This window comes from Pseudomonas fluorescens (assembly GCF_030344995.1).
In the GTDB taxonomy this organism is placed as follows: domain Bacteria; phylum Pseudomonadota; class Gammaproteobacteria; order Pseudomonadales; family Pseudomonadaceae; genus Aquipseudomonas; species Aquipseudomonas fluorescens_BF.
The window spans coordinates 689,472-712,098 of record NZ_CP128260.1; the positions used below are offsets into that span (position 1 = coordinate 689,472).

23 protein-coding genes and 1 pseudogene are annotated in these 22,627 nt (G+C 61.6%); 13 read left to right on the forward strand and 11 right to left on the reverse strand.

Annotated elements, in window-relative coordinates:
* Positions 1-86: 86 nt before the first annotated feature.
* The 11 genes from hutI to QR290_RS03210 all read left to right on the forward strand — a co-directional run bounded on the left by hutI (position 87) and on the right by QR290_RS03210 (position 13,472).
* Positions 87-1,292: an imidazolonepropionase gene (hutI, locus tag QR290_RS03160; protein ID WP_289204320.1), complete on the forward strand. Its 1,206-nt coding sequence runs from the start codon at positions 87-89 to the stop codon at positions 1,290-1,292.
* 10 nt (positions 1,293-1,302) lie between these two features.
* Complete coding sequence (gene hutG / locus QR290_RS03165) at positions 1,303-2,106, forward strand: N-formylglutamate deformylase (RefSeq protein ID WP_289204321.1); 804 nt, start codon at positions 1,303-1,305, stop codon at positions 2,104-2,106.
* Between the two features lie 285 nt (positions 2,107-2,391).
* On the forward strand, positions 2,392-3,339 hold the full coding sequence (locus tag QR290_RS03170) for a choline ABC transporter substrate-binding protein (RefSeq protein ID WP_289204322.1): 948 nt from the start codon (positions 2,392-2,394) through the stop codon (positions 3,337-3,339).
* Positions 3,339-4,256, forward strand: coding sequence for an alpha/beta hydrolase (locus QR290_RS03175; RefSeq protein ID WP_115076244.1), 918 nt, complete (start codon positions 3,339-3,341; stop codon positions 4,254-4,256). The genes QR290_RS03170 and QR290_RS03175 overlap by 1 nt, the downstream gene beginning before the upstream one ends.
* Before the next feature lie 104 nt (positions 4,257-4,360).
* Positions 4,361-5,332: a prolyl aminopeptidase gene (gene pip / locus QR290_RS03180; RefSeq protein ID WP_007952436.1), complete on the forward strand. Its 972-nt coding sequence runs from the start codon at positions 4,361-4,363 to the stop codon at positions 5,330-5,332.
* A complete protein-coding gene (gene dtd, locus QR290_RS03185; RefSeq protein WP_064592873.1) occupies positions 5,329-5,766 on the forward strand; it encodes a D-aminoacyl-tRNA deacylase in 438 nt (145 codons plus the stop codon). Before pip ends, dtd begins: the two co-directional genes overlap by 4 nt.
* Before the next feature lie 321 nt (positions 5,767-6,087).
* On the forward strand, positions 6,088-7,902 hold the full coding sequence (locus QR290_RS03190; RefSeq protein ID WP_085608516.1) for a glucan biosynthesis protein G: 1,815 nt from the start codon (positions 6,088-6,090) through the stop codon (positions 7,900-7,902).
* Positions 7,895-10,465: a glucans biosynthesis glucosyltransferase MdoH gene (gene mdoH, locus QR290_RS03195; protein ID WP_289204323.1), complete on the forward strand. Its 2,571-nt coding sequence runs from the start codon at positions 7,895-7,897 to the stop codon at positions 10,463-10,465. The genes QR290_RS03190 and mdoH overlap by 8 nt, the downstream gene beginning before the upstream one ends.
* Positions 10,466-10,846: 381 nt before the next feature.
* Positions 10,847-11,644, forward strand: coding sequence for a transporter substrate-binding domain-containing protein (locus QR290_RS03200; protein WP_039772466.1), 798 nt, complete (start codon positions 10,847-10,849; stop codon positions 11,642-11,644).
* Between the two features lie 141 nt (positions 11,645-11,785).
* Positions 11,786-12,745, forward strand: coding sequence for an amino acid ABC transporter permease (locus tag QR290_RS03205; RefSeq protein WP_007952431.1), 960 nt, complete (start codon positions 11,786-11,788; stop codon positions 12,743-12,745).
* Entirely contained in the window at positions 12,738-13,472 is a 735-nt protein-coding gene (locus QR290_RS03210) for an amino acid ABC transporter ATP-binding protein (RefSeq protein WP_064592877.1), read from the forward strand. The genes QR290_RS03205 and QR290_RS03210 overlap by 8 nt, the downstream gene beginning before the upstream one ends.
* A 53-nt stretch (positions 13,473-13,525) precedes the next feature.
* On the opposite strand, the gene QR290_RS28685 is transcribed toward QR290_RS03210, so the two are convergent.
* The 11 genes and pseudogenes from QR290_RS28685 to ubiE form a co-directional block, all read right to left on the reverse strand.
* Complete coding sequence (locus QR290_RS28685; RefSeq protein WP_371807397.1) at positions 13,526-14,398, reverse strand: methyl-accepting chemotaxis protein; 873 nt, start codon at positions 14,396-14,398, stop codon at positions 13,526-13,528.
* Positions 14,381-15,442 (reverse strand): annotated as a pseudogene (locus QR290_RS28690) (methyl-accepting chemotaxis protein); the annotation flags it as partial. The pseudogene QR290_RS28690 and the gene QR290_RS28685, both read right to left, overlap by 18 nt.
* 98 nt (positions 15,443-15,540) lie before the next feature.
* Positions 15,541-16,248 (reverse strand): 16S rRNA (uracil(1498)-N(3))-methyltransferase, encoded by a 708-nt coding sequence (locus QR290_RS03220; protein ID WP_289204324.1) that lies wholly within the window; start codon positions 16,246-16,248, stop codon positions 15,541-15,543.
* Positions 16,245-17,033, reverse strand: a complete 789-nt coding sequence (gene tatC / locus QR290_RS03225; RefSeq protein WP_279309681.1) for a twin-arginine translocase subunit TatC — start codon at positions 17,031-17,033, stop codon at positions 16,245-16,247. The genes QR290_RS03220 and tatC overlap by 4 nt, the downstream gene beginning before the upstream one ends.
* Positions 17,030-17,476 (reverse strand): Sec-independent protein translocase protein TatB, encoded by a 447-nt coding sequence (gene tatB, locus QR290_RS03230; protein ID WP_115076249.1) that lies wholly within the window; start codon positions 17,474-17,476, stop codon positions 17,030-17,032. Before tatB ends, tatC begins: the two co-directional genes overlap by 4 nt.
* Positions 17,477-17,486: 10 nt before the next feature.
* Positions 17,487-17,765 (reverse strand): twin-arginine translocase TatA/TatE family subunit, encoded by a 279-nt coding sequence (locus tag QR290_RS03235; RefSeq protein WP_007952423.1) that lies wholly within the window; start codon positions 17,763-17,765, stop codon positions 17,487-17,489.
* Positions 17,766-17,790: 25 nt separating this feature from the next.
* Positions 17,791-18,123: a phosphoribosyl-ATP diphosphatase gene (locus QR290_RS03240; protein WP_007952422.1), complete on the reverse strand. Its 333-nt coding sequence runs from the start codon at positions 18,121-18,123 to the stop codon at positions 17,791-17,793.
* On the reverse strand, positions 18,116-18,517 hold the full coding sequence (gene hisI / locus QR290_RS03245; protein WP_007909357.1) for a phosphoribosyl-AMP cyclohydrolase: 402 nt from the start codon (positions 18,515-18,517) through the stop codon (positions 18,116-18,118). Before hisI ends, QR290_RS03240 begins: the two co-directional genes overlap by 8 nt.
* A gap of 80 nt (positions 18,518-18,597) precedes the next feature.
* A complete protein-coding gene (gene ubiB, locus QR290_RS03250; protein ID WP_115076250.1) occupies positions 18,598-20,202 on the reverse strand; it encodes a ubiquinone biosynthesis regulatory protein kinase UbiB in 1,605 nt (534 codons plus the stop codon).
* Positions 20,199-20,822 carry a ubiquinone biosynthesis accessory factor UbiJ gene (locus QR290_RS03255; RefSeq protein ID WP_115076251.1) on the reverse strand — a complete coding sequence of 208 codons (624 nt, stop codon included), beginning with the start codon at positions 20,820-20,822 and terminating at the stop codon, positions 20,199-20,201. The genes ubiB and QR290_RS03255 overlap by 4 nt, the downstream gene beginning before the upstream one ends.
* Entirely contained in the window at positions 20,822-21,592 is a 771-nt protein-coding gene (ubiE, locus tag QR290_RS03260) for a bifunctional demethylmenaquinone methyltransferase/2-methoxy-6-polyprenyl-1,4-benzoquinol methylase UbiE (RefSeq protein ID WP_007952418.1), read from the reverse strand. The genes QR290_RS03255 and ubiE overlap by 1 nt, the downstream gene beginning before the upstream one ends.
* A gap of 165 nt (positions 21,593-21,757) precedes the next feature.
* Between ubiE and QR290_RS03265 the strand changes: the two genes are divergently transcribed.
* Both QR290_RS03265 and QR290_RS03270 read left to right on the forward strand, forming a co-directional pair.
* Positions 21,758-22,033 carry a polyhydroxyalkanoic acid system family protein gene (locus QR290_RS03265; protein ID WP_007952417.1) on the forward strand — a complete coding sequence of 92 codons (276 nt, stop codon included), beginning with the start codon at positions 21,758-21,760 and terminating at the stop codon, positions 22,031-22,033.
* 161 nt (positions 22,034-22,194) lie between these two features.
* Positions 22,195-22,617, forward strand: a complete 423-nt coding sequence (locus tag QR290_RS03270) for a phasin family protein (protein ID WP_007952416.1) — start codon at positions 22,195-22,197, stop codon at positions 22,615-22,617.
* Positions 22,618-22,627 lie beyond the last annotated feature (10 nt).

Here is a 22,627-nt window from a genome sequence, read left to right on the forward strand (position 1 = left end):
CCTCCGGGAGAGGGCTAGGCGGGCGGCGTTCCGATGAGGGGGCTTTTGAAGGCTGCCCACCAAACAGAATCCAACGGAGGCTCACAGTGAAAACCCTCTGGCAACACTGCCACGTCGCAACCATGGCGCAAGGCGTCTACTCGATCATCGAAGATGCGGCCATCGTGACGTCCGGTGCACTCATCGAGTGGATCGGCCCGCGCAGCCAATTGCCGTCCGGCGAATACCCGGCGGTCAATGACCTGCAAGGAGCGTGGGTCACCCCCGGCCTGATCGACTGCCACACCCACACCGTGTTCGGCGGCAACCGCAGCGGCGAATTCGAGAAGCGCCTGCAAGGCGTCAGCTACGCAGAGATCGCCGCCGCTGGTGGCGGCATCGCCAGCACCGTGCGCGCTACCCGCGAAGCCTCGGAAGACGAACTGTTCGCCAGCGCCGCAAAACGCCTGAAAAGCCTGATGCGCGACGGCGTGACCACGGTCGAAATGAAATCCGGCTACGGCCTCGATCTGGCCAGCGAGCGCAAGATTTTGCGGGTCATCCGTCGCCTCGCCGCCGAGCTGCCGATCAGCGTGCGCAGCACATGCCTGGCCGCCCACGCATTGCCGCCGGAATACAAGGATCGCGCTGACGACTACATCGATCACATCTGCGCCGAAATGCTCCCGGCCTTGGCCGCCGAAGGCCTGGTGGACGCGGTGGATGCGTTCTGCGAATACCTGGCGTTCTCCCCGGAGCAGGTCGAGCGGGTGTTCATCGCCGCGCAAAAACTCGGGCTGCCGGTGAAGCTGCACGCCGAGCAATTGTCGTCGCTGCACGGTTCCAGCCTCGCTGCGCGCTACCACGCGTTGTCCGCCGATCACCTGGAGTTCATGGATGAAGCCGACGCCATCGCCATGGCCGAATCCGACACCGTCGCGGTGCTGTTGCCGGGTGCGTTCTACTTCCTGCGTGAAACCCGGTTGCCGCCGATGGAAGCCCTGCGCAAACACAAGGTGAAAATCGCCATCGCCAGCGACCTCAACCCCGGCACCTCGCCGGCGCTGTCGTTGCGCCTGATGCTGAACATGGCCTGCACCTGTTTCCGCATGACCCCGGAAGAAGCCTTGGCCGGCGCCACGATTCACGCGGCGCAAGCTTTGGGCATGGCTGATACCCACGGCTCACTGGAAGCCGGCAAGGTGGCGGATTTTGTCGCCTGGCAGATCGACCGCCCGGCGGATCTGGCGTACTGGCTGGGTGGTGAACTGGACAAACGCGTCGTGCGTCACGGCGTTGAATCAAGTCTGTAGGAGAGCGGTTGTGGATAAGGTTCTGAACTTCAAACAAGGTCGCGCGCCGCTGCTGATCAGCATGCCGCACGCGGGTGTGCGCCTGACCCCGGCGGTCGAGGCCGGGTTGATCCCGGACGCGAAAAGCCTGCCGGACACCGACTGGCACATTCCGCAGCTCTACGATTTCGCCGCTGAACTGGGCGCCAGCACTCTGGCGGCCGAGTACTCGCGGTTCGTCATCGACCTGAACCGGCCGTCCGACGACAAACCGCTCTACGCCGGCGCCACCACCGGTCTGTACCCGGCGACGCTGTTCGATGGCATTCCGTTGTTCAAGGAAGGCAAGGAGCCGTCGAAAGAAGAGCGTGCGACCTATCTGGAGCAGATCTGGACGCCGTATCACCGCACCTTGCAGGAAGAGCTGGCGCGGTTGAAGGCCGAGTTCGGTTACGCGCTGCTGTTCGATGCGCATTCGATCCGATCGATCATCCCGCACCTGTTCGACGGCAAGCTGCCGGACTTCAATCTCGGCACCTTCAACGGTGCCAGTTGCGATCCACAACTGGCCACGCAGCTGGAGGCGATCTGCGCCCGCTACGACGCTTACAGCCATGTGCTGAACGGGCGCTTCAAGGGCGGCCATATCACCCGTCACTACGGCAACCCGGCCGAGAACATCCACGCCGTGCAACTGGAGCTGGGCCAGTGCACGTATATGGAAGAGTTCGAACCGTTCCGCTACCGCGCCGATCTGGCGGAGCCGACGCGGGTGGTGCTGAAGGAATTGCTGCAAGGGCTGCTCGCCTGGGGCACGACCCGCTACAAATCCTGAATACACACCTGGATCCCTGTGGGAGCGAGCTTGCTCGCGATGGCGTCGTGTCAGTCGACATCGATAGAGACAGAACCATCGCTATCGTCGGATCGCCGCCCGGACCAAGCTCGCTCCCACAGTTTTTTGGGTGACCACAGGTTTGTGCACGGCCTGGGTCGCCACCGTGCAAATCCCGGTCGCCACAGTTCGCTTTTCCCGCTCGTCTGCTGCGTAATGTTTCGGCCACGGTGCAAGAAGACACCGATCCGAACAATAACCCGCTGCCGCACGAGACGATCCCACATGAAAAAACTGTTCACTCGTTGTGCGTTAATCCTTACCGGCAGTACGCTGCTCAGCGCCGGCGCCATGGCTTCCGATGATGCTTCCTGCAAAACCGTGCGCATGGGCGTGGTCAACTGGACCGACGTGATCGCCACCAGCGGCATGGCCGACGTGCTGCTCAACGGCCTCGGCTACGAAAGCAAACAGACCAGCGCCGTGCAGCAAATCATCTTCGCCGGCATCCGTGACAAGCGCCTCGATATCTTCCTCGGCTACTGGAAACCGGCGATGGACAAGAACATCGCGCCGTTCCTTGCCGCCAATCAGGTCAAGGTCATGGACAAGCCAAGCCTGGCCGACGCCCAGGCAACCCTGGCAGTGCCGGATTACGTCGCGGCGGCAGGCCTGAAAACCTTTGGCGACATCGCGAAATTCAAGGATCAGCTCGGCGCCAAAATCTACGGCATCGAGCCCGGCAGCGGCGCCAACACCACGATCAAGACCATGATCGAAACCAACCATTTCGGCCTGAAGGATTTCAAGATCATCGAATCCGGTGAGGCCGGCATGCTCGCCGCCGTGCAGCGGGCGGTGAACCGCAAGGAGTTCGTGGTGTTCGTCGGCTGGACCCCGCATCCGATGAACATCAACATGAAGATCACCTACCTGACCGGCAGCGAAGACGTCTACGGCCCCAACGAAGGCGCCGCCACCGTTTCCACCGTCACCGCGCCGGACTACGCCGAGCGCTGCCCGAACGTCCACCGGCTGCTGGAAAACCTGACCTTCACCGCCGCTCAGGAAAGCCAGTTGATGGTGCCGATCATGGAGCGCAAGACACCGCAGGAAGTGGCGAAAACCTGGCTGCGTGAGCATCCCGAAGATCTGCAACGCTGGCTGGCGGGTGTCAGCAGTTTCGACGGCAAGGACGGCGTGGCCACGGTTCAGGCCAGCCTGAAAAACTGATGGGCACTTATCCATTGTCGCCGGCGATGGCGGCGTTCGTCGCCAGAACCGAAAGCTTTGCCAGCGATGACAGCAGCCTCGGCGGATTGCGCAAATCCTATGACGACATGTGCCGCGCCTTCACGCCCGAACGGCCGGCGGGTCTGGAGGTGGTGGATTTCCAGTTGAGCGGGGTGGCGGTGCGTTCGTATCGCCCGCCTGTCCGGCCATCGGCCAGTGGCTGGCCGTGTGTGTTGTATCTGCACGGCGGCGGTTGGGTGGTCGGCGGGCTGGATTCCCATGACTTCATCTGTTGCGAGCTGGCCACGGCGCTCGGGGCGATGGTGGTGGCGGTGGATTACCGGCTGGCGCCGGAGCATCCGTTCCCGGCCGGTTTTGAGGATTGCCTGAGCGTGTGGCGCGCGTTGCGCAGCGGCCCGTTCTGGTTCGATCCCGGACGAATGCTGGTGGCGGGCGACAGTGCCGGGGGCAATCTGGCGGCGGCGCTGTGCCTGGCGTTGCGCGATGCCGGCGAGCCGCTGCCGGGTGCGCAGGTCTTGATCTATCCGGGGCTGGGTGGCGACGAGCAGTTAGCGTCACGCAGCGAATGCGCCGATGCGCCGTTGCTCGCCAGCAGCGATGTCGATTGTTATCACGCCTTGTACCTGCGCGGCACCGCGAAGCCGAACGCTTATGCGATGCCGTTGCTGGCCTTGGACTTCAGCGGCTTGCCCCCGGCCTGGATCGCCGTGGCGCAGTTCGATCCGCTGCGTGACGACGGTGTGTGCTACGCCGAACGGCTGAACGCGGCAGGCGTCGACGCGGCGCTTTACTACGGCGAAGGGCTGGTTCACGGTTGCCTGCGGGCGCGGCATCAGGTCGCCGAGGTCGATCGCCTCTTTGAGAACCTGCTGGGGTTTATGGCTGACAAATTGTGACAGCGCGCGGGCATGCTCATTGACGTAAATCGGGTTTATGATGCCGGACGGCAGAATAATAGAAGTCCCCCCAGGGATGACCTCGACCCCTTACGGAGCGCGCAATGCAGACTTTGTTTCCGCAGATCAAACCTCACGCACGGCACGATCTGGCCGTCGATGACACTCATACGCTGTACGTCGACGAAAGCGGTTCACCGGAAGGTTTGCCGGTGGTGTTCATCCACGGAGGTCCCGGCGCCGGGTGCGACGCCCAGAGTCGCCGCTACTTCGATCCGAACCTGTATCGCATTGTCACCTTCGACCAGCGCGGCTGCGGTCGCTCCACGCCCCACGCCAGCCTGGAAAACAACACCACCTGGGATCTGGTCGAAGACCTCGAGCGCATTCGCAAACACCTGGGCATCGACAAATGGGTGCTGTTCGGCGGTTCCTGGGGTTCGACCCTGGCGCTGGCCTACGCACAGACCCACCCGGAGCGCGTACATGGCCTGATCCTGCGCGGGATCTTTCTCTGCCGTCCGCAGGAAATCGAATGGTTCTACCAGGCCGGCGCCAGCCGTCTGTTCCCCGATTACTGGCAGGACTACCTCGCGCCAATTCCTCTGGACGAACGCGACGACCTGCTCAGCGCATTCCACAAACGCCTGACCGGCAACGACCAGATTGCCCAGATGCACGCAGCCAAGGCCTGGTCGACCTGGGAAGGGCGCACCGCGACCCTGCGTCCGAACCCGCTGGTGGTCGACCGCTTCTCCGAACCGCAGCGCGCCTTGTCGATCGCGCGGATCGAATGCCACTACTTCACCAACAACGCTTTCCTTGAACCGAACCAGCTGATCCGCGACATGGGCAAGATCGCCCATCTGCCGGGCGTGATCATCCACGGCCGCTACGACGTGATCTGCCCGCTCGACAACGCCTGGGAACTGCATCAGGCCTGGCCGAACAGCGAGTTGCAGGTGATCCGCGATGCCGGCCACGCCGCGTCCGAACCGGGCATCACCGATGCACTGGTACGCGCCGCCAGCAAAATGGCCCGGCGCCTGCTCGACCTGCCGCCCGAAGAAGCATGAAGGGTCTTTTGCAGCGCGTGAAAGGCGCGCGGGTCGAAGTGGCGGGCGAGGTGGTTGGCAGTGTCGATCAGGGTTTATTGGTGCTGGTGGCGGTCGAACCCGACGACACGCCGGCCAGCGCCGACAAACTTCTGCATAAGCTGCTTAACTATCGAGTGTTCAGTGACGCCGAGGGCAAGATGAATCTGTCCTTGGCGGATGTGGGCGGCGGGTTGCTGCTGGTCTCTCAGTTCACCCTCGCCGCCGACACCAAAAGCGGGTTGCGCCCGAGTTTCTCGACCGCCGCCCCTCCGGCGCTGGGCGAAGAATTATTCGACTATCTATTAAGCAAAGCGAAACAGATGCATGGCACAGTGGCATCAGGTAGATTCGGCGCGGATATGCAGGTGCACCTGGTCAACGATGGCCCGGTAACCTTCCTGTTACAGACATGAAAGCGCTTGAAACATCTTTTTAAGGGCTTTTCGACTGAAAACAGGGAATTTTCGCGATAAATACTTTGTTACCCCTGATGCGTTGTCACGCGGGCTACTAGATAATCGCGCGCTACGGGGATCAGCGTTCGTTGGTCCATTTTGACTTAGGTAGAGACTTGTCCGGATCCGATTGGGGAATCATTTTGACCCAGCGGAGTCGGAACAATGCTCGCCAACTTGGCAAGGGTGCCCTGAAAGGTCGGTTTTTTTGTACCGAATCTCTCACAGGCACTTCATCTGGCCGTTGGTTTATTGATCTGTTTTCGGCGAGGGTTGCTCGTGATTGTTAGTCCCTGTAATGCAGCAAAATTGTCTGCCAAACGCTTGCGCAGCGCTCTGGTAGCGGGCTCGGCAGTACTCTGCCTGCTCAGCGCCGGCCAGCTTTGGGCATTCAATCTTGACGATGTGTCGGCCAAGGCCAAAGAGCTGGCCGGGCAGAAGTTCGAAGCCCCGCGCAGCAACCTGCCGAACGAATTCCGTGAAATGAAATTCGCGGACTATCAGAAGATTCGTTTCCGCACCGAAAAAGCCGAATGGGCCGACCAGAAGAACCCGTTCAAGCTGTCCTTCTATCACCAGGGCATGCACTTCGATACGCCGGTGAAAATCAACGAAATCACCGCGAACACTGTTGAAGAGATCAAATACGATCCTAGCCGTTTCGATTTCGGCGACCTGCAGTTCGATCCGAAGGCCACCGAACAACTGGGCTATGCCGGTTTCCGTGTCCTGTACCCGATCAACAAGGCCGACAAGCAAGACGAGATCATGACCATGCTGGGCGCGAGCTACTTCCGCGTTGTCGGCAAGGGTCACACCTACGGTCTGTCGGCCCGTGGCCTGGCAATCGACACCGCTTTGCCGTCCGGTGAAGAATTTCCGCGTTTTCGCGAGTTCTGGATTCAGCAGCCGAAGCCGGGTGACAAGCATCTGGTGATCTTCGCCCTGCTGGATTCGCCACGTGCGACCGGCGCCTACCGTCTGATCCTGCGTCCGGGCAGCGACACCATTGTCGACGTCAAGGGCCAGATGTACCTGCGTGACAAGGTCGGCAAGCTCGGCATCGCGCCGCTGACCAGCATGTTCCTGTTCGGCGCCAACCAGCCGTCGAAAGTGCTCAACTACCGTCGCGAACTGCACGACTCCAGCGGTCTGTCGATCCATGCCGGCAACGGCGAGTGGATCTGGCGCCCTCTGAACAACCCTAAACATCTGGCCGTGAGCCAGTTCAGCGTCGAAAACCCGCGCGGTTTCGGTCTGCTGCAGCGTGGCCGTGACTTCAGCCACTACGAAGACCTCGACGACCGTTACGACAAGCGCCCGAGCGCCTGGATCGAGCCGAAGGGCGACTGGGGCAAGGGCACCGTCGATCTGGTCGAGATCCCGACCGCCGACGAAACCAACGACAACATCGTTGCGTTCTGGAGCCCGGAAAAACTGCCGGAGCCTGGCCAGCCGCTGGACTTCGCCTACCGCATGCACTGGACCATCGACGAAGCCGCGCTGCACGCGCCGGACAGCGCCTGGGTCAACCAGACCCTGCGTTCTACCGGTGACGTCAAGCAGTCGAACCTGATCCGTCAGCCGGATGGCAGCGTTGCCTACCTGGTCGACTTCGAAGGCCCGTCCCTGGCCGCTTTGGCCCCGGATGCGGACGTTCGCAGCCAGGTCAGCGTCGGCGACAACGCCGAACTGGTCGAGAACAGCGTGCGCTACAACCCGGAAACCAAGGGCTGGCGTCTGACCCTGCGGATGAAGATCAAGGACGCGAGCAAGTCCACCGAGATGCGTGCAGCCCTGGTGCAGCCAGTGGTCACCGCTGATCTGGCCAAGTCTTCGGTGCCGACCTCCAACTCGTCGGTAGCCAAGGCCGACAAGGTTGCCGCCAAGCAACAAGAGAAAGCCGACAAGGAAGCCAAGGCCGCCGAGGCCAAACAGGCCGACGCCAAGCCGGTTGCAGATGCCAAGGACAAGGCCAACAAAGACGCCAAGCAGCCAGCCGCTGCGGACGCGGCCCCAGCCACACCGGAATCGGCACCGACTGAAGAAGTCCTGACCGAGACCTGGAGCTATCAGTTGCCTGCCGATGAGTAACTCTCAAGTACAGCCAGAGACTCTGTCCGAGTACCTGGCGCATCTGCCGATGACCGACGAGCAGCGCGCGGAACTCGCGGGCTGCCAGTCCTTCAGCGAATTGCATGAACGCCTGTCGTCCAAGACCTTTGACGCTCCGACCGAAGCCGCCCAGGCTTCGGTGGGCAAGCGCCTGATCCTGAGCACCGCCGAAGAGCTGCAAGATGCGGAAATGCTGGTGCTCGACGCCAGCGGCCGGGTCAGCATGAAGGCCACGCCGCCGATCCGTCGGACCAAGGTCGTGCCGGAGCCGTGGCGCACCAACATTCTGGTGCGTGGCTGGCGCCGTCTGACCGGCCGGACCAACCCGCCACAACCGCCGAAGGACGCCAACGTGCTGCCGGCGGCGCGCTGGCGCACGGTCGGTTCGATCCGTCGCTACATTCTGCTGGTGCTGATGCTGGGTCAGACCATAGTCGCCGGCTGGTACATGAAAGGCATCATGCCGTACCAGGGCTGGTCGTTCGTCGATCTGGAAGAAGTCCTGCATCAACCGCTGCTGCAAACCGCCACTCAAGTGCTGCCGTATGCGTTGCAGACCAGCATCCTGATCATGTTCGGGATTCTGTTCTGCTGGGTATCGGCCGGTTTCTGGACCGCGCTGATGGGCTTCCTTGAATTGCTCACCGGCCACGATAAATACCGGATCTCCGGTAAAAGTGCCGGCAACGAGCCGATTCCGAAAGACGCGCGCACCGCACTGGTGATGCCGATCTGCAACGAAGACGTGCCTCGGGTGTTCGCCGGTCTGCGCGCGACCTTCGAGTCGGTCGCGGCTACCGGTGACCTGGACCGTTTTGACTTCTTCGTCCTCAGTGACAGTAACGACACCGATATCTGCGTTGCCGAGCAGCAGGCCTGGCTGGACGTCTGCCGTGAAACCAAGGGCTTCGGCAAGATCTTCTATCGTCGCCGTCGTCGTCGCGTCAAACGCAAGAGCGGCAACCTCGACGACTTCTGCCGTCGCTGGGGCGGTGACTACAAGTACATGGTCGTACTCGACGCCGACTCGGTGATGAGCGGCGAGTGCCTGACCAGTCTGGTGCGCCTGATGGAGGCCACTCCGGACGCCGGTATCATCCAGACCGCGCCGCGCGCATCGGGCATGGACACGCTGTATGCACGCATGCAGCAGTTCGCCACCCGGGTTTACGGTCCGCTGTTCACTGCCGGCCTGCACTTCTGGCAGTTGGGTGAATCCCACTACTGGGGTCACAACGCGATCATCCGCATGAAGCCGTTCATCGACCACTGCGCCCTGGCGCCGTTGCCGGGCAAGGGTGCGTTCTCCGGTGCGATCCTCTCTCACGACTTCGTTGAAGCTGCGCTGATGCGCCGTGCCGGCTGGGGCGTGTGGATTGCCTACGATCTGCCGGGCAGCTACGAAGAACTGCCGCCGAACCTGCTCGACGAACTCAAGCGTGACCGTCGCTGGTGCCACGGCAACCTGATGAACTTCCGCCTGTTCCTGGTAAAAGGCATGCACCCGGTGCACCGCGCGGTGTTCCTGACCGGCGTGATGTCTTACCTGTCGGCGCCGTTGTGGTTCTTCTTTTTGGTGCTGTCGACCGCGCTGCTGGCGGTGAACACACTGATGGAGCCGCAGTACTTCCTCGAACCGCGTCAGCTCTATCCGTTGTGGCCACAATGGCACCCGGACAAGGCGATCGCGCTGTTCTCGACGACCATCGTGCTGCTGTTCCTGCCGAAGCTGTTGAGCATCATCCTGATCTGGGCCAAGGGCGCGAAAGAGTTCGGCGGCAAGTTCAAGGTGACCCTGTCGATGCTGCTGGAGATGCTGTTCTCCATGCTGCTGGCGCCGGTGCGGATGATTTTCCACACCCGTTTCGTTCTGGCCGCGTTCCTCGGCTGGGCCGCGACCTGGAATTCGCCGCAGCGTGACGACGACTCGACGCCATGGAGCGAAGCAGTCAAGCGCCACGGTCCGCAGACCTTGCTGGGCTTCTTCTGGGCGCTGCTGGTGATCTGGCTGAACCCGAGCTTCCTGTGGTGGCTGGTGCCGATCGTCGGTTCGCTGATGCTGTCGATTCCGGTGTCGGTGATTTCCAGCCGCGTCGGTCTGGGCCTCAAATCCCGTGACGAGAGCCTGTTCCTCATTCCCGAGGAATACAATCCGCCACAGGCGCTGCTGGCCACCGATCAGTACACCCACGAAAACCGCTGGCACGCGCTGAACGACGGCTTCGTCCGCGCCGTGGTCGATCCGCAGCAGAACGCCCTGGCGTGCTCGCTGGCGACCTCGCGTCACGGTGAGGCCGAGCCGATCGAATGGCTGCGCCAGGAACGTGTGCGTCACGCGATCAAGGTCGGCCCGGCCGGGCTGAACAACCATGATCGTCTGCAACTGCTCAGCGATCCGGTGGCCCTGGCCCGTCTGCACGAGCAGGTGTGGGCCGAAGGCCACGCCGAGTGGCTGGACGCATGGCGGGCTTCGGTGAAAGCCGATCCTCATGCACCGCTGCTGCCGCTCAAGCCTGTGAGCTTGCAGGCGCAACCGGCCTGATGAAGAAACCCCGCTTAGATAGCGGGGTTTTTTTATGTTCGCTGAAAAGCCCCCCCTCACCCTAACCCTCTCCCGGAGGGAGAGGGTTAGGGTGAGGGGGATGCTTCAGAGATACGCCGACCTGATCTTGCTTTGCCGAATCCATAATCGACTCGATCTTTCAGGTCGATGTATGGCGCAAGACACCTCGGTCGGCCCCCTCTCCCTCCGGGAGAGGGCTGGGGTGAGGGTCGGCCTTTGAATGTTAAACAAATCGTCCATTAAACCTTGTGCAAAAAATCGAGTGCGTTAGCATCCGTCCCCGAATTGGCGCACCCGGACAATCTTGTCCATTTCTGTCGGTTTTCGCGCCGCAAACGCAATGGTTTTGGGGACTTGAAGATGAAGAAGTATCTGTCGATGCTGCTGGTCGGCGTCACGGCACTGGTTGCAGTCAATGCGGCGCAGGCCGGCGCAATCGATGACGCGGTCAAGCGCGGCTCGTTGAAAGTCGGTATGGATCCGACCTACATGCCGTTCGAAATGACCAACAAGCGCGGCGAGATCATCGGTTTCGAAGTCGACATCCTCAAAGCCATGACCAAGGCCATGGGCGTCAAGCTGGAGCTGGTCTCCACTGGCTACGACGGGATCATCCCGGCACTGATGACCGACAAGTTCGACATGATCGGCAGCGGCATGACCCTGACCCAGGAACGCAACCTGCGCCTGAACTTCAGCGAACCGTTCATCGTGGTCGGCCAGACCCTGCTGATCCGCAAGGAGCTGGAAGGCACCATCAAGTCCTACAAAGACCTGAACACCGCCGACTACCGCATCACCTCCAAGCTCGGTACCACCGGCGAGATGGTCGCCAAGAAGCTGATCTCCAAGGCCAAGTACCACGGCTACGACAACGAGCAGGAAGCCGTGCTCGACGTGGTCAACGGCAAGGCTGACGCCTTCATCTATGACGCGCCGTACAACGTCGTTGCAGTGAACAAGGTCGGCGCCGGCAAACTGGTGTTCCTCGACAAGCCGTTCACCTACGAGCCGCTGGCCTTCGGTCTGAAGAAGGGTGACTACGACAGCATCAACTTCATCAACAACTTCCTGCACCAGATCCACGAAGACGGCACCTACGATCGCATCCATGACAAGTGGTTCAAGAGCACCGAGTGGCTCAAGGACATGGAATAACACTGGGTCAGTTAGACCGAGTTGCCCCATTCGCAAGCAAGCCCGCTCCCACAGAGATTGTGTGAACACCACAAATCCACTGTGGGAGCGGGCTTGCTCGCGAAGAGGGCCTCCAGAGCAACACAGAATCCGGAACCTGTAATGAAACAGAAAAAAGCCCAATGGCCCTGGCACGTCCTGACCGTGCTGGTGCTGGTCGGCCTGGCCGGCGCGCTGTATTACGCCACGTCGCTGATGTCCTACGAATGGCGCTGGAACCGCGTGCCGCAGTATTTCGCTTACCAGGCCGAGGAAACCCAGCGCGCGACCGACATTTCCACCGTCAGCGAACTGGTGCGCAAGGGCGGCAGCGCGCAGGTCACTCTGCGCAACGATGCCGGTGACGAGCAGCACCTGACCGTCGACGAAAACAGCCTGCAATTCGCTCAGGGCGACGATGTGGCCGAAGGTGATGTCGTGGGCGTGACGCGTCATTGGGCGGCGGGTCCGCTGTTGTGGGGCCTGTGGACGACGCTTTGGCTGTCGGTGGTGTCCGGCGTGCTGGGCCTGCTGATCGGTCTGGCGACCGGACTGTGCCGGCTGTCGAGCAACCCGACCCTGCGCGACCTGTCGACGATCTATGTCGAACTGGTGCGCGGCACGCCGCTGCTGGTGCAGATCTTCATTTTCTATTTCTTCATCGGCACGGTGATGAACCTGTCCCGGGAGTTCGCCGGGATCGCCGCGCTGTCGCTGTTCACCGGCGCCTACGTGGCGGAAATCATCCGTTCCGGTGTGCAGTCGATTGCCCGTGGCCAGAACGAGGCGGCGCGTTCGCTGGGCCTGAGCGCTGGTCAGTCGATGCGTCATGTGGTGCTGCCGCAAGCGTTCAAACGCGTGCTGCCACCGCTGGCCGGGCAGTTCATCAGTCTGGTCAAAGACACTTCGCTGGTGTCGGTGATCGCCATCACCGAGCTGCTGAAAAGTGGTCGTGAAGTCATCACCACGTCGTTCTCGCCGTTCGAAATCCTGTTCTGTGTCGCCGGCCTGTACCTGTTGATCAACCTGCCGCTGTCGAAAATCGCCAGCCGGCTTGAGCGGAGGCTCGCGCAAAGTGATTGAAGTCCGCGATCTGGTAAAAGTCTTCGACACCCGTGGGCAAGTGGTGCGCGCTGTGGATAACGTCAGCACGTCCGTCGCCAAGGGTGAAGTGCTGGTGGTGATCGGCCCGTCCGGTTCCGGCAAGTCGACCTTCCTGCGTTGCCTCAATGGTCTGGAAGAATTCGATTCCGGCTCGGTGAGCATCGACGGCCTGCAACTGGCCGACCCGAAAACCGACGTCAACGCCTACCGCCGCGAAGTCGGCATGGTGTTCCAGCATTTCAATCTGTTCCCGCACATGACCGTGCTGGAGAACCTGTGCCTGGCGCAGAAAGTCGTGCGCAAGCGCGGCCAGAAGGAAAGCGAAGCCAAGGCTTTGGCGTTGCTGGAGAAGGTCGGCATCGCCCAGAAGGCCCGCGAATATCCGTCGCGCCTGTCCGGCGGTCAGCAGCAGCGCGTGGCGATTGCCCGGGCGCTGGCGATGGACCCCAAGGTCATGCTGTTCGACGAGCCAACCTCGGCCCTCGACCCGGAAATGGTCGGTGAAGTGCTGGACGTGATGAAGAACCTGGCCGTGGAAGGCATGACCATGGTCTGCGTGACCCACGAAATGGGTTTTGCCCGGGAAGTGGCGGATCGGGTGCTGTTCTTCGATCACGGCAAACTGCTGGAAGACGCCTCGCCGGCAGAGTTCTTCGACGCACCGAAGGATCCGCGAGCTCAGGCGTTCCTGCGGCAAGTCCTCTAAACGCAGGGCAAAAAAAACGCAGCCATTGGCTGCGTTTTTTTTGTTTGCGCGGTTTACACCTTGAACCGGCCCACCAGCGTTTGCAGGTGAGTGCCCAGACGCGCCAGCTCGACGCTGGAGGCCGCCGTCTCCTCACTGGCCGCCGAGGTCTGGTCCGACACATCCCGCACGTTCAGCACGCTGCGGTTGATCTCTTCGGCAACGGCGCTCTGCTGCTCGGCCGCTGCTGCAATCTGCTGGTTCATCGCCTGAATGGCCGAGACGGTGCGGGTGATGCTTTCCAGCGAACCACCGGCACGCCGGGTCAGCTCGACGCTGCTGTCGGTCAGGGTGCGGCTGTTGTCCATGATCGTCGCCACTTGCTGGGTGCCGTTCTGCAGACCGACGATCAGCTCTTCGATCTCTTCGGTGGACTTCTGAGTGCGCTGGGCGAGGCTGCGGACTTCGTCGGCAACCACCGCGAAACCACGTCCGGCTTCACCGGCACGGGCGGCCTCGATGGCGGCGTTGAGGGCCAGCAGGTTGGTTTGCTGGGCCACGGACTTGATCACGTCGAGCACGCTGCCGATCTTGTCGCTTTCGCGCTTGAGCTCGCCCATGGCCTCGGTGGAGTGGCCGACTTCGGCCGCCAGACGTTCGATCTGGGCGATAGCTTCGCCAACCACCTTGTCACCTTCACGGGCTTGCTGGTCAGCAGCGACGGCCGCTTCCGAAGCTTCCTCGGCGTTGCGCGCGACTTCCTGCACGGTGGCGGCCATTTCGTTCATGGCGGTGGCGACCTGGTCGGTCTCGACTTTCTGATTGTTTACGCCGGCGCTGGTCTGCTCGGTCACGGCAGACAGTTCTTCGGCGGCGCTGGCGATCTGGGTCACGCCGTCGCTGATCCCGCCGATCAGTTCGCGCAGGCCCTGAGTCATGCTCTGCATCGAGCGTTGCAACTGACCGAGTTCGTCACGGCGCAGGGATACCAGGTTGTGAGTCAGGTCACCGGCAGCCACGCGCTCGGCGACTTTCAGGGTTTGCTCCAGCGGGATGATGATCTGGCGGGTGATCGCCCAGGCGGCGAGCAGGCCGAAGGCCACGGCCAGCAGGGTGGCGATCAGCAGCTTGCTTTTCGCGCTGGCGGCATCGGTATCGCGCACGATGGTTTGGGATTCAGTGAGTTTCTTGCTGACGTCGATGAGGATGTCGCCCTGAGCTGACATGCGCGCGGCGGCCTTGGCGTTGTTGACCTGCGAGTCGCGGAACTGGGCAACCGCTGCGCGATAGGCTTTGATCGAGTCGGTGGCCTGTTGCAGATTGGCGATGTGCTGTTCGGGCAGTTTTGCCGGCAGGCTGTCGAGGTTTTTCAGGGCGTTGTCGATGGCATCCAGCGCCGGTTGTTCGGCATCGGCCTTGCCGCTGTAGGTGTAGCCGCGCACCTGATAGCGCGCTTGTTGCAGCAGTTTGCTCAGCTCGATCACGCTGTTGAACTGCGCGACGCTGTCGCCTTGCAGCAGGGATTTTTCGACTTCGCTGACCTTGGCCACGGCGTTGTCGGCGCTGGCGCCGAGTTTGCTGCGTGCGTCTTCACGCTGCACGGTGGCCTGGGTCATGTCGCCAAAGGCGCGCTTGTACTCGGCGACCGCCGCCAGTTGCTGATCGATCATGGCCACATCGGACGGTTGCTCGATCATGCCGCGAGCGCTTTGCAGGCCGCTGTCGAGTTTGCCGAGCAGATCGTTGACCGCGCCGGGGCCCTGTTCGCCACGGCGGGCTTCATAGTCCAGGCGCGCCAGGCGCAGGTCTTTGGTCAGCTCATTGAGGCTGGAGATGAACCCGAGCTTGTCGCCCCGGCTGATGATCCCGCTCATGCCGGTCCAGCCGGTAAAGGTGATCAACAGCGTCAACAGCAGCACCAGGCCGAAACCGATTCCCAGCTTGCGTTTGACGCTGACGTTTCCAAGATTCTCGGCTAACCAACGGTACATGCGACGACTCCCCTCGGACCACTAACTAATTGGACTTATGGAGAGTGTATCGGCCGCGTGATGGCAATCTGTAACGCGATTTGTCTGGCGAAGGCCTTTTAGAACAGCCGGGCGAGCAGCGCGGTGACGGCGGTTTCGACTCGCAGGATGCGCTCGCCGAGTTGCACCGGTTGCAGGCCGGATTTGGCCAGCAGATCGATTTCGTAAGGAATCCAGCCACCCTCGGGGCCGATGGCCAGGGTCACCGGTTCGCTCAGGGCGCGAGGGCAGGGCGGGAAGTTGCCCGGATGGCCGACCAGGCCGAGAGTGCCGTCGGTGATGGCCGGCAGTCGATCTTCGACAAACGGCTTGAAGCGTTTCTCGATGATGATTTCCGGCAGCACCGTATCCCGAGCCTGTTCGAGGCCGAGGATCAGTTGTTCGCGGATCGCTTCCGGTTCCAGGAACGGCGTCTGCCAGAAGCTTTTCTCGACCCGGTAGCTGTTGACCAGAATCACCTTCGACACGCCCATGGTCGCCACGGTCTGGAACACCCGGCGCAGCATCTTCGGGCGGGGCAGGGCGAGTACCAGGGTCAGCGGCAGTTTGGCCGGTGGCGGTTGATCGAGGGTGACGCGCAGCTCGGCTTCACCCGCTTCCAGACGCAGCAGCTCGGCCGAGCCCATCAACCCGTTGATGCGCCCGACCCGCAGGCTGTCGCCGACTTCCGAGCGGTGGACTTCCTGCATGTGGGTCAGGCGCCGATCACGCAGCACGACGCGGTCGGCCGCGATGAAGTCGGCCTCTTCGAGCAACAGCAGGTTCATGGCTGGGTCGCTGGCGGCTGGTCGTTGTGATCGTCGGCGGTTTCTTCCGGGCGCTCGCGCTTGCTGACCAGACTGCCGAACAGGATGCCGACTTCAAACAGCATCCACATCGGCACGGCCAGCAGGGTCTGGGAGAAGATGTCCGGCGGGGTCAGGATCATGCCGACCACGAAGCAGCCGATGATCACGTACGGACGGATCTTCTTCAGGTATTTGACGTCGACCACGCCGATCCACACCAGCAGCACCACGGCCACCGGGATTTCGAACGCCACGCCGAAGGCGAAGAACAGCGTCATGACGAAATCGAGGTAACTGGTGATGTCGGTCATCATTTCCACGCCGGCCGGGGTGGCGGAGGCGAAGAACTTGAAGATCAGCGGGAACACGAAGAAGTAGGCGAACGCCATGCCGGTGTAGAACAGCAGGATGCTGGAGATCAGCAACGGCACAGCAACGCGCTTTTCATGCTTGTACAGGCCCGGCGCGATGAAGCCCCAGATCTGATGCAGGATCACCGGAATCGCCAGGAACAGCGAGACCATCATCGTCAGCTTCAGCGGCGTCAGGAACGGCGACGACACGTCGGTGGCGATCATCGTCGCGCCGGCCGGCAGGTACTGGCGCAGCGGCGTCGAGACGAAGGTGTAGATCTGCTGGGTGAAGGCGAACAGCCCGGCGAAGATGATGAAGATCGCCGCGACGCAACGCAGCAGGCGGGTGCGCAACTCGGTGAGGTGCGATACCAGCGGCATGTGCTGGTCGTTTTCGGGGAGATCGCTCATGGGGCTCGCGGCGGCAAAGTGGTGTCGATTGGCGCTGGTGGAGTCGGCGCGGCGGTTGGGGCTACGTGTTCAACCGTCGTGGCTGCGACAGCAGGCGCAGAATCGGTTGGCGCTGCGACAGGTGCTGGTGGCGTCGCGGCGGCAGGCGCATGAATCGTCTGCTCACCCACGTGCTCGACCGGCGTCGGCTCCTGCTGAACCGGCGTGAAAATCTTCCGCGCCTCCTGCTCCAGCGACAGGATATGTTCGTTGTGCAGCTGCCGACGGATTTCGTCGGCACCGATTTCACGCTCAACTTCCTGTTTGATCGCGTTGAAGCTGCGCTTCAGCCGTCCGACCCACAGGCCGGCGGTGCGCGCAGCACCCGGCAGACGCTCGGGGCCCAGCACCAGCAGGGCAACGAGGCCGACGAGCAGCAGTTCAGAGAAGCTGATACCAAACATTAGTCAGTGCTCACACGTCTTTGCGGATCGGCTCTTCGACTTTCTGCGCCTGCACGTCGATGGTGTGCGGCGGGTTGGCCTGAGCGGTGGCTTGCGGCTGAACCGGTGGGACCGGTTGCGCAGGCGTGACGGTCGGATCGGCCGGTTTTTCGTCGTCGTTCATGGCTTTACGGAAGCCCTTGATCGATTCGCCAACGTCGGTGCCGAGGTTTTTCAGTTTCTTGGTACCGAACACCAGTACCACGACCACCAGGATGACGATCCAGTGTTTCCAGTCAAAAATGCCCATGTTGCTGTTCCTCTCTAATAGTTGTTCAGGCGGACGGACGCGAGGCTTTCTCGACGTGTCCGGACAGGCCGAAACGGCGATCCAGTTCATCCAGCACTGCCTGCGGATGCTGCCCCAGCTGGGCAAGCATGACCATGCTGTGGAACCACAGGTCGGCGGTCTCGTAGATCACGTCGCTGCAGTCGCCGCTGACGGCGGCGTCCTTGGCGGCAATGATCGTTTCGACCGATTCTTCGCCGACTTTCTCCAGAATCTTGTTCAAGCCCTTGTGATACAGACTAGCCACATACGAGCTGTCGGCAGCTGCGCCCTTGCGCTCTTCCAGCACCTGAGCGAGGCGGGTCAGGGTGTCACTCATGTTTGTGTCCTGCGGAGTAAATAGCGTGCGGGTCTTTCAGGACCGGGTCGACCGTTTTCCAGTCGCCGTTTTCGAAGACGCGGTAGAAGCAGCTTTGACGGCCGGTATGGCAAGCGATGTCGCCGATCTGTTCGACCATCAGGATGATGACGTCGGCGTCGCAGTCCAGACGCATTTCATGCAGCGTCTGTACGTGGCCGGACTCTTCGCCCTTGCGCCACAGCTTGCCACGGGAACGTGACCAATAGATGGCACGGTTTTCCGCCGCGGTCAGCTCCAGGGCTTCGCGGTTCATCCAGGCCATCATCAATACGCGTCCGGTCTTGTGATCCTGGGCAATCGCCGGCACCAGGCCATCGGCGTCCCACTTGATCTCGTCCAGCCAGTTTTTCATCTTCGACTCCGACAGCGAACCCACACTTCAATAGTCGGGTTCAGGCGTTGAAACAGTGTGCCAGCCGATCACGGAACTGGCTATCGGCGAACGACCAGATACAAGCCGACTGCCACCATGATCCCGGCGGGCCAATGCCCCAGTTCGTGCAACGGGCCTCCGGCGGCGAGGATCGTACCGCCCGCCAGATGGGCGCCGCCGAGCAGGCGCAGGAACCAGTCGTCCTTGCGTTTTTTCCACGGTGGCGGCGGGTCGTTGGCGTGGGGCTGGGACATCCGTTCGAGCAGGTCGCGGGCCATGTTGGCCAGGTGCGGCAGTTGCTCGAACTGGCTCTGGACGTTGCCGATCAAGGCTTTCGGGCTGACGCGCTCACGCATCCAGCGTTCGAGGAACGGCTGCGCGGTGTTCCACAGATCCAGGTCCGGGTACAGCTGACGGCCCAGGCCTTCGATGTTCAGCAGGGTCTTTTGCAGCAATACGAGTTGCGGCTGCACTTCCATGTTGAAGCGGCGCGCAGTCTGGAACAGGCGCATCAGCACCTGGCCAAATGAAATATCTTTTAATGGTTTTTCGAAGATCGGCTCGCACACGGTACGGATCGCCGCTTCGAATTCGTTGAGCTTGGTTTCCGCTGGCACCCAGCCCGAATCGATGTGCAATTGCGCCACGCGGCGGTAGTCGCGCTTGAAGAAGGCGAACAGGTTGCGCGCCAGATAATCCTGGTCTTCCGGGGTCAGGCTGCCGACGATGCCGCAGTCGATCGCGATGTACTGCGGGCTCCACGGATTGACGGTGCTGACGAAGATGTTGCCCGGGTGCATGTCGGCGTGGAAGAAACTGTCGCGGAACACCTGGGTGAAGAAGATCTCCACGCCGCGTTCGGCAAGCATTTTCATGTCGGTGCGCTGGTCGGCGAGGGTCGCCAGATCCGTCACCTGAATCCCGTAGATGCGCTCCATCACCAGCACTTTCGGCCGGCACCAGTCCCAATAGACTTGCGGCACGTAGAGCAGCGGCGAGCCTTCGAAGTTGCGTTTCAACTGGCTGGCGTTAGCCGCTTCGCGCAACAGGTCGAGTTCGTCGTAGATGGTTTTTTCGTAGTCGCTGACCACGTCCACCGGGTGCAGCAGACGGGCGTCGGCGGAGACTTTTTCGGCGGCGCGGGCGAGGATGAACAACCACGCCAGATCCTGGGCGATGATCGGTTTCAGGCCCGGGCGGATCACCTTGACCACCACTTCTTCGCCGGTCTTCAGTTGCGCGGCGTGTACTTGCGCCACCGAGGCCGAGGCCAGCGGTTCGACGTCGAAGCGGCTGAACACTTCGCTGATCTTCTTGCCCAGTTGCTCTTCGATCAGCTTGACCGACAGCTGCGAATCGAATGGCGGCACGCGGTCCTGCAACCGCATCAGCTCATCGGCGATGTCTTCCGGCAGCAGGTCGCGGCGGGTCGAGAGGATCTGCCCGAACTTGATGAAGATCGGCCCCAGATCCTGCAAGGCCAGGCGCAGGCGAGCGCCACGGCTCAGGTCCAGCGGCTTGCGCGGGAACCAGCGCCACGGCAGAACGTAGCGCAGCGCCAGCAGGAACCACGGCAAAGGCAGATCGAACAGCAGGTCATCGAGGCGGTAGCGGATCACGACGCGCTGGATGCGCAACAGACGGCGGACGGCGAGCAGCTTCATGCGTTATCGCTTGGGTCGAGGGATCGGGAAAGGCGCTCGAAGCGCGCCTCGAGACGTTCCAGATCGAGTTTGATCCGGTCCAGTTCGCTGAAGCGGGCTTCGGCTTCGCGCTGCCCGACGAGGGTGCGCGATTCTTCGGCCAGGTATTCGGCGAGATTCTGGTTGAGGCTGGCAAATCCTTGTTGATACCAGCGGGTGCGGCTGCGCAGGTGACCGCCGACCAGTTGTGTGGCAACAGGTCCCAGCCAGCGCGAGAGTTCGTACTCCCAGTCCAGCTCGAGATCCTGCAGCACGCCCGCCAGCTCCAGCAGCACGCCGCTGTCGCCGTCGAGTTCGACTTCCGGTGCGTGCAGCACCGCGGTCTTGTCCTTGCTCAGGGCCAGTTTCAACAGGCTCGAGGCCGGGGCGCGCAGGGTGCAGTCGACGCCGGTTTCCCAACGGGACGCCAGCATCAGACCTTCGTCGCTCGGCAGGATGAACAGTTGCAGCGCCGGGCTGCGGCAATCCACGGCAATCACCTTGCCGGTCAGATGCGCCAGTCGCGGCAGCGCCGTGCTATCGAGACGCAGCACGCGGTTCAGGCCGAGTTCGACGCTGGCGAGCAGCCCGGTCAGCAGCATCAGGGTTTGATGCCGCGGTGCAGGGCGACGATGCCTGCGGTCATGTTGTGATAGGTCACGCGGTCGAAACCGGCGTCGACCATCATCGACTTCAGGGTTTCCTGATTCGGGTGCATGCGGATCGATTCGGCCAGGTAGCGATAGCTTTCCGAGTCGTTGGTGATCAGCTTGCCCATCAGCGGCATGAAGGCGAACGAGTAGGCGTCGTAGGCCTTGGACATCAGCGCGTTGGTCGGCTTGGAGAATTCCAGCACCAGCAGGCGGCCGCCCGGCTTGAGTACGCGCAGCATCGAGCGCAGGGCGTCTTCTTTATGAGTCACGTTGCGCAGGCCGAAGGCGATGGTCACGCAGTCGAAATGGTTGTCCGGGAACGGCAGCTTTTCAGCGTCGGCCTGGACGAACTCGACATTGCCCGACACGCCGACATCCAGCAGGCGGTCACGGCCGACCTTGAGCATGGATTCGTTGATGTCGGCCAGCACCACCTGACCGGTCGGGCCGACCAGGTGCGAGAATTTCTTGGTCAGGTCGCCGGTGCCACCGGCGATGTCCAGCACGCGGTTGCCGGCGCGCACGCCCGACAGTTCGATCGCGAAGCGCTTCCACAGACGGTGCATGCCGCCCGACAGAAGGTCGTTCATCAGGTCGTACTTGGCGGCCACGGAGTGGAACACCTCAGCGACTTTTTCCGCTTTCTGACTTTCCGGAACGTTTTTGAAGCCGAAGTGAGTGGTGGGTTCGGCATCGCTGCCTTTGCGCTGATCAGTCATATCGCTGTCACCAAAAGAGAATGCGCGACATTCTAATCCCCAAGCCATGCTTTGTCTTGGAATGGCTAAAGGTAAGATGGGCAACCTTCGGGACGATTTGCCGCAGTGGCGGTCAAGATTCGTTGCAGGCATTCATAGCCCCATTCAAAAAGCAGGAGTCATTCAATGGCCCATATCAGTGTTGAGCGTGCCCACAGCCTGGGCAAGGAAGCGGCCCGCGAGAAAGCCGACAAACTGGCGCAGAAACTCTCCGATCAATATGGCCTGGAGCCGCAGTGGTCGGGCGATGTCCTGAACCTCAAGCGTTCGGGCGTGAAGGGCGCGGTGCATGTGGCCGAGGATTCGATCCGGGTCGACGTGGAACTGGGCCTGATGATGTCGGCCATGAGCGGCATGATCAAAGCCGAGATCGAAAAGGCGCTGGATAAAGCGCTGGTCTGATCAGGTCAAAACGGGGAGCTTCGGGCTCCCCGTTTTTTTCTCGTGCACCTGCCTTTTATGTCAGTTGTTAGGGTGCCGTTTCTAATTTTTCTCCCTACTTTGTGCCTGAGCCCGACACTCGTCAGGGCAGTTCCTCAAACCTTCTGCGCGTGAGGTGCACCATGGCCAAAGTCATTTTGAAGAAAAAAATCGACGCTTCGACTTCCGCTCTGAGCGACGTCAAGTCCTATGCCCGCAAGATCTGGCTGGCAGGCCTGGGTGCCTACACCAAGGTCGGTCAGGAGGGCAGCGAGTACTTTCAGGAGTTGATCAAGGCTGGTCAAACTGTTGAAAAGAAAGGCAAAAAAGCCGTCACCGAAAAACTCGAAGCGGCCAACGCCGAGATCGATGAAGCCAAGAGCGAAGTCAGCTCTTTCAAAGGGCGGGTCGAAGTTCAGCTCGACAAGGTCGAGAAGGCGTTCGACACGCGTGTCGCCAGTGCCTTGAATCGTATCGGCATTCCGTCTAAACATGACGTTGAGGCACTCTCTGCTAAGCTCGATGAGCTGACGGCATTGCTCGAACGCGTCGCGCGTAAATCTTAAGGAGAACGGG